Annotated in this window: 18 protein-coding genes and 1 pseudogene; 2 read left to right on the forward strand and 17 right to left on the reverse strand. The window is 43.9% G+C overall.

The window, feature by feature from the left end:
• The first annotated feature begins 55 nt into the window (after nt 1–55).
• Complete coding sequence (locus CDO84_RS09715) at nt 56–181, forward strand: hypothetical protein (RefSeq protein WP_003231174.1); 126 nt, start codon at nt 56–58, stop codon at nt 179–181.
• Between the two features lie 38 nt (nt 182–219).
• On the opposite strand, the gene yodL is transcribed toward CDO84_RS09715, so the two are convergent.
• The 3 genes from yodL to CDO84_RS09730 all read right to left on the reverse strand — a co-directional run bounded on the left by yodL (nt 220) and on the right by CDO84_RS09730 (nt 1,461).
• Complete coding sequence (yodL, locus tag CDO84_RS09720) at nt 220–534, reverse strand: shape determination protein YodL (RefSeq protein WP_014664300.1); 315 nt, start codon at nt 532–534, stop codon at nt 220–222.
• Between the two features lie 60 nt (nt 535–594).
• Nucleotides 595–1,206: a phosphatidylglycerophosphatase PgpB gene (gene pgpB / locus CDO84_RS09725; protein WP_040082866.1), complete on the reverse strand. Its 612-nt coding sequence runs from the start codon at nt 1,204–1,206 to the stop codon at nt 595–597.
• A 78-nt stretch (nt 1,207–1,284) separates the two neighbouring features.
• Nucleotides 1,285–1,461 carry a YozD family protein gene (locus CDO84_RS09730; protein ID WP_003231166.1) on the reverse strand — a complete coding sequence of 59 codons (177 nt, stop codon included), beginning with the start codon at nt 1,459–1,461 and terminating at the stop codon, nt 1,285–1,287.
• Nucleotides 1,462–1,579: 118 nt separating this feature from the next.
• Between CDO84_RS09730 and CDO84_RS09735 the strand changes: the two genes are divergently transcribed.
• Nucleotides 1,580–1,723 carry a hypothetical protein gene (locus CDO84_RS09735; protein WP_040082865.1) on the forward strand — a complete coding sequence of 48 codons (144 nt, stop codon included), beginning with the start codon at nt 1,580–1,582 and terminating at the stop codon, nt 1,721–1,723.
• Here the strand turns inward: CDO84_RS09735 and CDO84_RS09740 are convergent.
• The 14 genes and pseudogenes from CDO84_RS09740 to cgeC form a co-directional block, all read right to left on the reverse strand.
• Nucleotides 1,720–2,400: a hypothetical protein gene (locus tag CDO84_RS09740; RefSeq protein ID WP_014664302.1), complete on the reverse strand. Its 681-nt coding sequence runs from the start codon at nt 2,398–2,400 to the stop codon at nt 1,720–1,722. The two genes, CDO84_RS09735 and CDO84_RS09740, sit on opposite strands and share 4 nt — an antisense overlap.
• A gap of 150 nt (nt 2,401–2,550) precedes the next feature.
• Nucleotides 2,551–2,775: a YozE family protein gene (locus CDO84_RS09745; protein WP_003241575.1), complete on the reverse strand. Its 225-nt coding sequence runs from the start codon at nt 2,773–2,775 to the stop codon at nt 2,551–2,553.
• 86 nt (nt 2,776–2,861) lie between these two features.
• Nucleotides 2,862–3,140, reverse strand: a complete 279-nt coding sequence (locus tag CDO84_RS09750; protein ID WP_040082864.1) for a YokU family protein — start codon at nt 3,138–3,140, stop codon at nt 2,862–2,864.
• The gene (ablA, locus tag CDO84_RS09755) at nt 3,137–4,552 is read right to left on the reverse strand and encodes a lysine 2,3-aminomutase (RefSeq protein ID WP_040082863.1); all 1,416 of its coding nucleotides are present in this window, start codon (nt 4,550–4,552) and stop codon (nt 3,137–3,139) included. Before ablA ends, CDO84_RS09750 begins: the two co-directional genes overlap by 4 nt.
• 28 nt (nt 4,553–4,580) lie before the next feature.
• Nucleotides 4,581–5,408, reverse strand: a complete 828-nt coding sequence (gene ablB / locus CDO84_RS09760; RefSeq protein ID WP_040082861.1) for a putative beta-lysine N-acetyltransferase — start codon at nt 5,406–5,408, stop codon at nt 4,581–4,583.
• On the reverse strand, nt 5,386–6,696 hold the full coding sequence (locus CDO84_RS09765) for a peptidase (RefSeq protein WP_082032988.1): 1,311 nt from the start codon (nt 6,694–6,696) through the stop codon (nt 5,386–5,388). The genes ablB and CDO84_RS09765 overlap by 23 nt, the downstream gene beginning before the upstream one ends.
• The gene (locus CDO84_RS09770; RefSeq protein WP_040082859.1) at nt 6,677–7,357 is read right to left on the reverse strand and encodes a 3-oxoacid CoA-transferase subunit B; all 681 of its coding nucleotides are present in this window, start codon (nt 7,355–7,357) and stop codon (nt 6,677–6,679) included. Before CDO84_RS09770 ends, CDO84_RS09765 begins: the two co-directional genes overlap by 20 nt.
• On the reverse strand, nt 7,342–8,031 hold the full coding sequence (locus tag CDO84_RS09775; protein ID WP_014664308.1) for a CoA transferase subunit A: 690 nt from the start codon (nt 8,029–8,031) through the stop codon (nt 7,342–7,344). The genes CDO84_RS09770 and CDO84_RS09775 overlap by 16 nt, the downstream gene beginning before the upstream one ends.
• Nucleotides 8,032–8,037: 6 nt before the next feature.
• The gene (locus CDO84_RS09780; RefSeq protein ID WP_040082857.1) at nt 8,038–9,372 is read right to left on the reverse strand and encodes an aspartate aminotransferase family protein; all 1,335 of its coding nucleotides are present in this window, start codon (nt 9,370–9,372) and stop codon (nt 8,038–8,040) included.
• A pseudogene (locus CDO84_RS21370) lies at nt 9,353–9,507 on the reverse strand (hypothetical protein). Before CDO84_RS21370 ends, CDO84_RS09780 begins: the two are co-directional and overlap by 20 nt.
• A complete protein-coding gene (locus CDO84_RS21920; protein ID WP_370881202.1) occupies nt 9,501–9,650 on the reverse strand; it encodes a YjcZ family sporulation protein in 150 nt (49 codons plus the stop codon). Before CDO84_RS21920 ends, CDO84_RS21370 begins: the two are co-directional and overlap by 7 nt.
• Nucleotides 9,651–9,693: 43 nt before the next feature.
• The gene (gene cgeE / locus CDO84_RS09790; RefSeq protein WP_040082856.1) at nt 9,694–10,473 is read right to left on the reverse strand and encodes a spore maturation N-acetyltransferase CgeE; all 780 of its coding nucleotides are present in this window, start codon (nt 10,471–10,473) and stop codon (nt 9,694–9,696) included.
• A 28-nt stretch (nt 10,474–10,501) separates the two neighbouring features.
• Entirely contained in the window at nt 10,502–11,782 is a 1,281-nt protein-coding gene (cgeD, locus tag CDO84_RS09795; protein ID WP_040082855.1) for a spore maturation glycosyltransferase CgeD, read from the reverse strand.
• A gap of 63 nt (nt 11,783–11,845) precedes the next feature.
• The gene (cgeC, locus tag CDO84_RS09800) at nt 11,846–12,151 is read right to left on the reverse strand and encodes a spore maturation protein CgeC (RefSeq protein ID WP_014664314.1); all 306 of its coding nucleotides are present in this window, start codon (nt 12,149–12,151) and stop codon (nt 11,846–11,848) included.
• Nucleotides 12,152–12,332 lie beyond the last annotated feature (181 nt).

Consider the following 12,332-nt stretch of genomic DNA (forward strand, 5'->3'; position numbering starts at 1 on the left):
GCGGATAATCGGGGTGTTAATTTGAAAACCTAACCGCAGGAAGGAGGGATGGGACATGGGTAAAAAACATCGTAACCGGATCACCGGCCAAAAAAAGAACAATCATATACCTGAAAAAGATATCATTGCAGCTGAAGAAGCACACGGGAAAGAATATTCCGCTGCCAAACGCAAGCCTTAAATTGCAGAAAACTGCGGATTTCCGCAGTTTTCTTTTCGTTATGTCGTTTGTACAATCAGACGGTTGATTTTCCTCCAGCCGGCGGGAAGCAGTTGATAATATGTTTTCCCTTTTCTGCCTTCATCAATCAGGATCACGTCCCCTGTAGCCATAAATCTCGCATCATAATCACTCGGAACAGTGTCGAATACATTAAACAAAGAGAACGCTCTTTTCAGTACATCTTGATGATCGCTCCCGTTCAGTTCAGTTCGATAGACGGCTTTGTAGCCCTTTTTTTCGCCAAACCGGGGTGTTTGAAATATTGTCACGTCATAGGAACAAGACTTCTTTTTAAACACGGATAACATCATCAAGATCCCCTCCCTTTTATTTCTTTAACATATTGGCGTTTTTGCTGTGTTTTCCTCTCTCTATTTTTGTCGAAACCGCTTAATCTTTTCGTCAAAATCTTTTACCAGGAAAAACAGAAGCAAGCCGAGACTGAAGCCTCCTAACACGTCTGTCAAAAAATGAACCCCCAGATAGATTCTGCTTAAGCCGACCAAAACAGTGATTACGCCGGCAATGGTATATACCATTTTTTTATGCTTGGACAAAAACGGGAGGTGTTTCACTAAAACATAAGCAATGACAGGATAGACACAAGCAGCATTCATAGAGTGGCCGCTCGGAAAACTGTAGGATGATTCATGAACCAGCGGTGCAAAATCAGGCCTCACTCTTTCGATCCATTCTTTTAGGACTTTGTTTAACAGCCGATCTGCGCCGAATACCAAGAGCATCAACAGGCCATCCCATGTTTTTCTGTAGAAAAACAGGCCCGCTCCGATGATCACAATTAGAGGAAGCAGAAAAGAAGAAGCACCAAGATGCGTGATTCCTGTCATGACATCATTAAGCCATGGCTGGCGGATCAAAACAGCCGCTTTGCTTATGGCTTCATCTGCAGACTGAACAGCATTTGTATGAATGGCCGCAGCTAGAATGAGGAAGAAAAGAAACAAACTAACGGGCTTGTACAACAATGTAACCACCTCAATTTCACAGAAGTCATAGAACATGAATAATAAAACCGGAGCTGACCGCTCCGGTTTTAAGCCTCACTCATCTTCATCCAGCTCTTCATCTATCATACATTTTTCTATCAAATAATCAAAGGTAATATCAGCGATTTCAAACAGCTCATCCTCACTCGGTATGTAGCCCCGTCTTGCAAGCTCTCTGTAAAAAAATTCAGCGATTTCTTCCGTATCAATTACAAGATCTATCTCTTTCATCTCCGTACCGCCTCCTTTTTTATGTTTTATGAAAAAACAGGCTGAATTATACCCGGTGTTCTAAACAATTCTTTCAGTCATATATTGAATAAAAAACGAGCCATGGGAGGCTGACGCTATGATCGCTAAAATGATGGAAGCACTGGACGGAGAAAGATTTGATATCATAATGGAAAAAACGCTCAAAGGGATGACGCGTGTCATGATTTGGGGCTGTCTGCCTTATTTTTTATATATCTTGATCCGTATGTTCACAAACTAACTGAAATGCTCTTTTAAACTTTCCAGAACAAACTTCATCATATCTTTATACTCTTCATCATGAAACATTTCGTACAGAATTTTGTAATCATTATAAATATCCAGAAGCTCATCAACAATTGATACAGCAAGGATGTGAAGGGTATCTTGATCTTCATCATCGCCTTCAAACTGAAGAAGAGCAGACGATGCGATATCTTCGCCGATCTCATGGCCAGTTTCTCCGACATAGTGGACAAACAACAGCTGGTGTACAAACTGGTCCATTTCATATTTTCTAAGCACCAGCGTGAGATCCTCTTCCTCCGTTTCAAGCCACTCTCCATCCTTTAAACGGGTGAGCTCATAAATGATATCTTCCCAGCCATCTTCTAAATATCTCCAAATTTCTGTCCTGTGGCCGATAATGCGAAAGAGTTCTTTTCCATAATCTTTTACATAAACAACGTCCCCAATAAGGAATTCATATTCAATATCAAGCTTTTCCATGTCGACAATGACACCCTCATAATCTTTATAAAGCTGAATGGACGATTCAAAGTATAAAACTTCGTTATGATTGACTTCATAAAGATAGTGTTTATCAATTTGATGCACTTTTGTGATGGTGCCAACTGTTCCATACATAATGACGACTACGATATCCCCTACTTGGAATTTCGGTTTATTTTGCTTCATGGTGTCTCCCCCTCGCCGCAACATTTCTCATACGCTATCGTATGCCGGGGGAAGCCAATTCGCATGGGCATGAAAACCAAAGGAAATATCCAATTATGGTATGAATATGGACATAAAAAAATCCGCAGTGATCTGCGGATGAAACAGCTATTATCTGCCGTGCACTTCAGCCTCGTATTGATCCCAAGCTTCATCAAACGTTGCCATCGTGTGAAGATAATCAGCATTCAGCTCCAAATACGAACTGATTTCATGATAATCGGTTGATGTTTTCGGAAAGCTGTGATCCTCATACGCCTGATTGGCAAATTCACTGATGCTGTCCTTCGGCTTCGGGTGTCTGTATTTTAATAAATAGTGATAAAAGGATTTCATGGGTTTCCCCTCCTGGTGTCTGTCTTTTGTTGTTCTATTATACAGTTCAAGTGTAAAATTACAACAAAAGAATACTGAAACATGACTCAGGAGAAGTCAAAATAGTTGCGTTTCAAAATCCTTTCTGTCTCCATGAGCTGCTGATACGTTAGGCTTTCAGGCAGTTTTTTTGTTTGAATCAAAAGCAGCTGATCCTCAATCTCCTTAACCGTATTTTCCTCTTGATAGCTCATACCGCAGGCAGCACATACCATGGCGGGGGTGTCTGTCAATTCTATAGCCCTCGTTCCATCAGGGAGCTCCCAGTACACCGTGTTCCTTCCGGGCACCGCTTCAAGTTCGCCGCACCATTCGCATGTTTTCATGAAGAATCTCCTCCGCTTTCAATCTCTTCCTGTTTTTTCTGCTGCGCCAAAAATTTCTTTTCTTTAAGCTGATCTCTTTTCTCACGCCGGTCTTTTAATGTTTCATGCTCCGGATTTGCGATGTATGCCTCTCTCCTTTTGATTCTGTCTACATTTTCAGGTGTAAATGAAACTTCTTTGTCAGCAAAAATGGCACTCAGCCCGACCGGATCCTTTTTGTCAGCGGTTTCAGGAAAAACGGACTCAAAATAAGCGTCTGCCTGGTTGGGGATATAATTCTCCGGTTCCGGATATGACGTAATCACACCTTCAAAATTTCTTAAGATGACTTTGTCTGGACTTTGTGACAGGACATAGTTTGGCTGCAGGGCGATTTTACCTCCGCCGCCTGGTGCGTCAACGACAAAGGTAGGAACCGCATAGCCTGAGGTATGCCCTCTCAGCCCTTCAATGATCTCCAAACCTTTGGAAACAGGCGCCCTGAAATGCCCGATACCCTCTGACAGATCACATTGGTAGATATAATACGGACGGACTCTGATTTTTACCAAATCGTGCATAAGCTTTTTCATAATTGGAACCGAATCATTAATACCCGCTAATACGACAGCCTGATTTCCGACCGGCACACCTGCGTTCACAAGCTTTTCACAGGCTTCAACGGATTCCTCTGTCATTTCGATGCTTGTGTTGAAATGGGTGTTCAGCCAGACCGGATGATATTTTTTCAATATCTCGCACAATTGTTCGGTAATGCGCTGCGGAAAGACGACGGGCGCCCTTGTTCCGATTCTGATGACTTCCAAATGCGGAATGCTCCGCAGCTCTTTTAAAATGTATTCTAAAATTTGATCATTAATAAGCAGCCCGTCACCGCCTGAAATTAAACAATCACGGATTTCAGGTGTTTCCCTGATATAAGCAATTGCAGCATCCAGCTGTTTTTTAGGGACTCCCATTCCGATTTGTCCGGAAAAACGCCTTCTTGTGCAGTAGCGGCAGTACATGGAACATTGATTCGTGACAAGAAACAGCACACGGTCGGGATAGCGGTGTGTCAGACCCGGTACCGGTGAATCTTCATCCTCATGTAGCGGGTCTTCCAGATCGTATTTTGTTTTGTGCATTTCTTCAGAAAGCGGCACAGACTGCATGCGGATCGGGCATCTCGGATTGTCGGGGTCCATTAAAGAAGCATAGTAAGGCGTAATATTTAAGGGGATCGTTTTTGTAGAAATTCTGACACCTTCCTCTTCTTCCTTGGTCAGATTGATGACCTTCTTTAAATCATCTAACGTTCTAACAGTATGTGTCAGCTGCCAAAGCCAATCGTTCCATTTCTCTTCCGGAACGTCCTTCCATAACTCGATCTCCTTCCAATGCCGTTTCGGTTTATACCATTTGTTTTCCAAACGAACTCCTCCTCGCGCATGTTTTGACTTACAGTTGTTTGCACCAAATATTCATGTTTTCAAGACCTTCGGCTATAAAGCAATTATTGATCAGCCTTCCGCCATACTGATAACCTGAATGGTACAACACAGCATTCATCCCAAAAGACGAAGCACGGGCGAGAGAAAACACATGGAAGATATCCCTTCCAGCCATTTCTTTTTCTAACGCCTTGATTAAAAAGCTTGTCAGCGAATGGCCGCGGTATTCCGGCAGCACAGCACAATCGGTTATTTCTGCATGCCCCAGCTCTGGATTGATTTCTGCGCTTGCTGCGCTGATCAGGCGGTCATGATCAAGCATGATATAATACACCGTATTTGCCTTCATCGTCTTTTCAATATAAGCTGGGTCAAATACGGGGGTCGGATACGTACGGAATACTTTTTTATACAGCATTGACAGCTGATACATGTCGTTTATCTCTGCTTTTCTCATCGTAAATACGGGTATGTTGTCGTTGCGGAGACGAGGCACTGTGCGATATAAGGATTCGATGATCTCCTGTTCCTCAGTATATGAATCTGTTTGCCTCCGGCTTTCTGAAAGGTAACGAACCATGACACAAGCCGAATGGCCGAGATAATAGCCCTTTAGATAACCCTCCGGCGCAAATAATTGATTGGCAAGCATTGGTTCATCATGCTGCTTCGTATAGACGATGATTTTTTCCGCATTCTCTTCTTTCGCCGCTGCCACGATATCTGGCAGGGCCTTCTCAATGGCTCCGTCATAACAGACCACTCTGATTCGTTTATTAAAGCTGTCATGGTCCAAAACTGCTGTGACACCGCTACTCTTTATCGACTTGAGCATCCGCATCCTCCCCGTCTGTATGAAGCCCGCACCAATCCATGACAAAAAGTGCAATAATTTTAGCAGATTCTATCATGGCTTCAACCTCAATGTATTCATTGGCCTGATGAGCCGCTTTTGTTTCCCCTGGCCCGAAGACGATCACTGGCGTATCTCCTGCATGATATAAAAGCCCTCCATCCGTTCCCCACGGGGAAGCTTCGAGAATCGGCTCTGTCTGTTTCATTTTTTGATAGGCTGATTGCAGCACAGAAATTAAAGGGTGGTCATCTGGTAAATCATTCGGCAGCCACTGAGCGCCAAACCATTCTACTTCTACGGGATGGCGTTTAAACCATTCGTCACGGTATTCTAAATCCTTCAGCCAGTTTTCCAATTCAAGTTTGACAGCTTCTGGTTTCTCATGGGGGGCAATTCCGCATCTCCCTTCTATGACGACACGGTCTGCAACTGAAGATGGCCAGGCACCGCCTGAGATGGTGCCGATATTCACCGGTACCGGTATTGGGATATTGTCATACAGCGGATCTGAGATTTTCGCATTGCGGACCTTCTCCAGCTCTTGTATCGCTGTAATAACATGCATGCTTTTTTCAATCGCGCTTACCCCTTCATAGCGTGTGCCCCCATGTGCCGCTAATCCCTTCACTGTGATCCGAAACCACATTGAGCCCTGCTGCTTTATAAATAGTTTCATATTCGTCGGTTCAGGTATCAGCGCCCCGTCAGCACGATAGCCCCTCATGATGGCAGACAGTGTTCCGGCGCCGCCGCACTCTTCATCTACAACACTCTGAAACAATACATCTCCCTTCAATTTGACATCGCAGGCGTGCAAGGCTTCTAAAGCAAAAAGAAGGGCTGTATTGCCTCCCTTCATATCCGTTGAGCCGCGGCCGTATATTTTACCGTTCTCTTCGAAAGCTTGATACGGTTCATACTTCCAATCCTTTATGTTTCCTTCAGGCACAACATCGATATGGCCGTTCAAAATCAGGGACCTGCCTCCGCCTGCTCCTGTTTTTTTCGCCACGATGTTCGGGCTCTCATGAAAATCAGAACGATTTGATTTAAAGTAGGGATGCTGTTTTAATTGCTTTAGGCTTGGCTCCCATACATCAATGTCCATATGAAATTGCCGGAGTTTTTCAAGCACAACAGCTTGGGCGTTAAACTCTGACCCCAAAGTGCTTTTTTCCCCAATCAGCCTTTTGAGAAGACGAATGGCTTTGGCCGAATGCTGATCAAGCCACCCGATAACTTTTCTTTCAATGTCTTGCATCCTCATTCCCCCTCTTAAGAAAAGGCATATCTATCTTGATTTCAGCCTCTGTCAGCCTCGTCACCTCTTCGATTGTCGAGCCATTCATCAGCTCTTTTAAAATAAAGTGATGGCCATCGACCTCAAGAACCGCTTTTTCGGTAATAATCAAATCCACACAGCCTGCGGCAGTTAACGGCAGCGTACATCTTTCTGTTAATTTAGGCCTTCCCTTTTGATCTGTATGACTCATGACAACAACCACTTTTTTCGCTTTTTGGGCAAGCTCCATCGCCCCGCCCATACCCGGCACCTTTTTTCCCGGAACAAGCCAATTTGCCAAATCGCCTGATTGGCTCACCTGCAGGGCGCCTAAGATGGTAATGTCAATTTTGCCTCTTCTGATCATTGCAAAAGACATCGTAGTATCAAAATAGGAAGCCCCTTTTACAGCCCGGACAGGATATCCCGCAGCGTTGCATAAATGCGCATCCTCTTCTCCCTTTTCAGGACTTTCTCCAATGCCAAGGACACCGTTTTCGGCTTGAAACATGACCTGCATGTCAGTTGGCAAAAAGTTAGGGACCAAGGATGGGATGCCGATGCCGAGATTCACAATCATGCCCTGCTTAATTTCAGCAGCAGCCCGTTTTGCGATTTGTTCTCTTTCTGCTACTCCCAAGCCCATTTCCACTTCACTCCTTCACTTCGTACAACCCCCTCGACAAAAACCCCCGGTGTGACAATCATTTCTTCAGAAATCTCTCCCATCGGGACGATACGCTCAGCTTCGGCAAAGGTTCTCCTGGCGGCCATTGCCATTAACGGATTCATATTGCGCGCGGTTTTGTCATACGTTAGATTGCCGAATTCATCGGCAATGCACGCATTGATGAAAGCAAAATCAGCCGTCAGCGCTTCTTCTATCAAATATCGTTTTCCCGCCACAGTTACGATGTCCTTTTCCTCGCAAACCATTTGATTATCAATGCCGATATCGCTTAAAATACCGCCAAGTCCCGCTCCGCCGGCGCGAATCCGCTCCGCAAGCGTTCCCTGAGGTGAAAATTGAACTTCTAATGTCCCGTCTGTCATCTGTTTCCCCGCTACAGGATTGGAACCGATATGCGAGGCGATCAGGGTTTTGACCCGTTGATTAACAATAAGCGGGCCGATCCCTATCTCCGGGAAACCCGCGTCATTGCAAATAACAGTTAAATCCGTTACACCGCTGTCCAAAATAGCCTCAATCAATGAAGGAGGCGACCCGACTCCTCCAAAACCGCCAAACATCAGAACCGATCCGTCCTGAACATCTGCAATTGCTGTTTCAATGCTGATTGCTTTTTGAAATGGCGCCATTTGATGTCAATCCTTTTTTAAGTTTTTTTCGACCGCTGCAACTGTTTCTGAAAAAATAGAGATAAGCTCTTCAACTTCACCGTCAGAAATGGTAAAAGGAGGGGCAATAATGACAGCATCTCCTTCTCCGCTGTCTATCCCAGCTTTGGAAGGATAAACAATCAGCCCGCGTTTTTTCGCCTCGCTGACAATAAGCTGGGTTACCGCCTGTTCTGGCGGAAACACTTTCTTCGTTTTCTTGTCTGCCACAAATTCAATGCCTAATAGCAGACCCTTTCCGCGCACATCACCTATGATGCCGCTTTGAGACGCCGCCTCTTCAAGCTTCTTCCTCAGCACAGCTCCTTTTATTTCTGATTGTTTGATCAAGCCGTGCTTTAACACATACCGCAAAACTTCAAGAGCAGCTTTGGCTGAATAGGGATGTGCACTATATGTGTGGCCGCTCATAATCACACCTGATCCTTGTTTAATCGTTTCAACAATAGAATCAGATACAACAGCAGCAGCAATAGGGGCATACCCCGCACCGAGACCCTTGCCCAGTACAGCAATATCAGGAATGGTGTGCCAATGCTCTGTCGCAAGCATCATTCCTGTTCTCCCAAGCCCTGTCATGACTTCGTCTGCAATAAAAAGCACGTCGTGTGTGCGGCATACCTCGCTTAATTTCTCATAATATCCCGGAGGCGGAGTAATCGCTGCTCCTGCAGCACCAATAATTGGCTCAGCCACAAAGCCGGCGATGAATTGGCTTCCGATTCTTTTGATCGCAGTATCCAATTCATCAGCTGCAGACTGAACAAAATTTTCTGCCTTCTCTTGATTCAGCCGATAAAGGTGTGGAGCTGAGATAGCTGGATACCGCTCTATGAGATGGGTGAACCGGTATCTCCTTTCATAAAAACCAGATAATGAAAGCGCTCCCAAAGTTATTCCGTGGTAACTGCTCCACCGAGACAAAAAGATGGATTTTTGTGTTTGCTTTTTTTCCTGCCAATACTGAATGGCGATTTTCATCGCTGTTTCTATCGCTTCTGATCCGCTGTTGACAAAAAAAGACCAATTCACATCTCCCGGCAGCTCCCGTGCCAAGAGAGCGGCTAATTGCTCGGCAGGCTCGCTCGTAAACTGTGAGCGGTAAGCAAAAGACACCTGATCAAGCTGTTCTTTCAGCTTCTCAGTCACATCACGAACTCCGTGGCCGATATTACATGTCACCGCACCTGACGAGCCGTCAAGATATTTTTTTCCGGTCTGATCATAAACATATGAACCCCTCGCATAACCGACAACCGGATAGACCGAGCTAAGCTCCGGCTTAATCAAATAACTGCTCATGCTCCCACCTCAAAACCCTTTTAACATATTGTATGAGTGTCCAAATGGCGGCATGACGTTCCCAGCAAAAACTTTTTCACATAAAAAGAGCCTCCCTGAAGGGGAAGGCTCTTTTTGAATTTCAGCATCTAGCAAATAAAAGCGGCTCCGACAATAATTAATAAAATGAACAAGACGACAATCAATACAAATGTATTTGTCCCGCAGCCAAATCCGTAACCGTATCCAGGGTATCCATACATGCTGTTTTCATCCTTTCTTATCACGATATACGGCATTTTATGCGGGCCAAGTCCCAAATGGTTTGTGCAAACGCCTATTTCATGTAAGGAAATAATGAAAAACAGTATGCACCCGCTCATATTTTTTAAATGTCAGCTTTTCGTAAAAATGGGTTGCACCGTCTGTGCTTGTAGCGACTAAGTAGGCTGCTTCCATTCCTAGTGATTTGGCGATGGACAGCATTTCTTGCACTAAGATACTGCCGTAGCCCCTCCTTTGAAACTGATCTAAAATTGCCACTTCTTCGATTTTAGCTGTTTTCTCTTGCTGATCGATAAACAGCTCTCCGCACCCAATGGGAATTTTCTGTGCCTGGTCGCTATAACAAACAACAAGAATGATTGTACCCGCTTCGTAGAAAGGATATTTTCTATTTAATTTTTGTTCGGCGATCGCTTCTCCAATATAAATGGAATCGTAAATTTTCATAATAGAAGATCCGTCGCTAAGGCTCTTTGCCGTCCCCCATGCGGTTAACGGATGTCCCATCTGTCCCTTCCAGTCACTAAGCTTCATGTCATATAGCAGCTCATCCTCGACGACAAAACCGCTTTTTACAAGCGACTGCTTCAAACCGAGCGGAAAAACATGCTGCGGCGATGCTTTTAAATGGAGATAATTCGCTTCAAGCAGCTTTGGTACGGAGGGCAAAAAATTCAATAACCGCTCCAATGGAAACGTATCATGGAGCTGAACAAAATTATGAGAAAAAATTTGCGGAAGCTGAGGATCTCTGTATACGCTGTAATGATCAAACGATGTCGATTCAGACGTTAACAATATATATTGATGTTCCGTTTTTGCATAATGTCCTGTCATGAACGTCTCCTTTTTATGACCTATCCCTTTACTCTGTTGCAATGTTCAATTTCTTTATAATCTCATCGTACACCGGATAAAACGGCTTTCCAATTGGAAATTGCTGAATATTTCGGAAAGAAGCGGAGATTGGCTTCTGATGTAAAAAAAACTTCCTTGCTACTTGTTCACTAATTGGGTGAAAGAAGCCGTTTAGAAACAAAAACGGCTCGCGTTCTATGAAAAACAGTCTTCGGCCAGGCGGATTTTTGATCAATTCAGATCGCTTCCACATAATCGGCGGTCCTTCCAAAAGCGCCTCCATCTCTTCTTTTCCAACTGTCAATATGTCTTTTCTTTGAAATTGATAAAATTGAAACGTATACTGGTCCACAATGCGCCTTTTTTTTCCGGCTTCGATATAAAATATGGCAGGATGGTCAGCTTCCTTTACTAAAATATAATTCGGAATGTTTAAAATTTTCCCCATCCTATATTGGAATAAATATGGGTCTGGAACAACGACAGTCCGATTTAGATACCAAAAACTCCACTTTTCCCCGACAGGGTGCCGTACACCCTGATCAAGAAAATACACAGTTTGATCTGAACCTTTCACAAAAGAGCCGTCAATCAAATCGGCGGGCAGAAACCGATATGCATTTTGAAATGAATCTGGGGTTTTATAAGTTGTATCTAATACTTCATTTATCGGCAGAAATGGGGTAAAGTTGTTGAGTCTCGCCCAAAAAATTGCGTCGCCATGATTCCAATGCTTCATATCATCATCCCAATAGCCTCCATATTTATGGTGAATGAGATTAAGTAACGAACGGCGATGCATTACTGAACAATGATCAACATGAAAAGCCGCCTGCTCTAGCACTGCATTGGCATTTCTATAGAAATGTGAGATTTCCTCTCCCCTTTCGTTTACATGTACAACTTTTTGTTTTGAATAGACAACCTGCGCTTCAGGCTGATGTGAAAATTCTTGCACCATACGGCTCAGCCGCTCGGGATGATAAACAGTGTCATCAGTAAGATAGGAAATGAAATCGCCGTCTGCAAATGGGAGCGCACTGTTAATTAATGTGGCATAACGGGCTGTTTTTAATCGATCTGCAGGTTGCACGAAACTGTTATGATATTGAATGCGCCGGTCATGGAGATACTTGTGAATCACCGCAGTTGTTTCTTCATTCGAATGATCATCCATAATAAAAAGCTCCCAAAGATCATGCGTTTGCTGAATCACGCTTTCGATCGCTTTTTGCAAATATTTAGGTTTGTTGTAACTTGTTAAAATAATAGACACTTTCTCTCCCATCTATACCGCCCCCGCCGTCAAACATAAAAACGGCTCCGCAGCAAGCAGAGCCTCTGTCATCATTTAAAAAGCACCCCAGCTTACAACACTTGAGAGTGACACATGAGATCTCGTGTTATTTAACGGGTTTTGAAAAATAACCAAATCAGTCAGTACTTCTTTTACGATGACATTCTGAAGCGTATCTCCGTTGATCAAATGAACTTTTGAAACCGGTACGCCCAGCTCCTTTGCAAAAACGAGCTGGCGTCTGAGATCAGATGGATTTCCTTCAGTAGATGATTGACGAATAAGCAGAATCAGCAAAAGCAAAATAAAATGCAGTTCATCTTGGTTTTCTTCTCGATCCACTTGTTTCTCTAAATCCAAATAATCCCTCTCCCTTATCCCTTTACTCTGTTTCACAATATGAGCGACTTTGATGTATGGTATAGGGCTATGTCCACTTCATTAAAAAATCAGCATTTTCCTTAAATACATGAAAAATAGGTCTGGTACGGCGTTCGACTCATACCAAACAACAGCCAGAAGAATAGATTAACGTGAGTTC

The sequence above is a fragment of the Bacillus sp. MD-5 genome (assembly GCF_002201875.1).
In the GTDB taxonomy this organism is placed as follows: Bacteria; Bacillota; Bacilli; order Bacillales; family Bacillaceae; genus Bacillus; species Bacillus stercoris.